The sequence below is a fragment of the Candidatus Dorea massiliensis AP6 genome (assembly GCF_964245105.1).
GTDB classification, from domain to species: Bacteria; Bacillota; Clostridia; order Lachnospirales; family Lachnospiraceae; genus Laedolimicola; species Laedolimicola intestinihominis.
This window is the reverse complement of sequence record NZ_CAXTKW010000058.1, coordinates 1-522: the sequence shown is the minus strand read 5'-3', so window position 1 is coordinate 522 and position 522 is coordinate 1. Positions and strand designations below refer to the sequence as shown.

Here is a 522-nt window from a genome sequence, read left to right as displayed (position 1 = left end):
TCGGGCCATCGTGGCCCGAAGTCTTAAATGGACGCCCGGGAGCTGACCCGTGACGAGAAGAAGAAAATCCGTTCTCTTGTCATGGGGATGTGCGCCAACTATGACCGGGAAAGCGGCCTGTGCCTTCCTCTTGACTGTGCCTGCTATATGCTGCACAAGTGCTGGACAGGGGCGTACTGCCGTTATTTCCGTGAGGCTGTCCTACCTCTTAACCCGGAGCTTCAAGCGTCGCTGACAACGGAAGGCATCTCCCCGGAGCTGCGGGCCTGTGCGGTCTGCGGAAAGGCATTTTTGCCCGAGGGGCGTCAAGCCTACTGCTCCGACGCCTGCAAGGCCGAAGGGAACCGCCGGAAAAGCCGGGAACGCATGAGGAAAATGCGGGAGAAAAGGCCGGGCGGCTGTTACGATTTGCCGCCTCCAAAGGCTTGACATTCCGGGCTTTTTTGAGGGTGTTTCCGGGGTGGGAATATCTTATTACATTCCTCCCCGGTCTGCCCTCTTATTTCGTAACATCCAGCACTT

General features: G+C 57.7%; 1 protein-coding gene. It reads left to right on the top strand.

Annotation, left to right across the window (positions count from 1 at the left end):
* Window positions 1-27 precede the first annotated feature (27 nt).
* Window positions 28-429 carry a cysteine-rich VLP protein gene (locus ACESZP_RS18000; protein WP_055303329.1) on the top strand — a complete coding sequence of 134 codons (402 nt, stop codon included), beginning with the start codon at window positions 28-30 and terminating at the stop codon, window positions 427-429.
* Window positions 430-522: the final 93 nt, after the last annotated feature.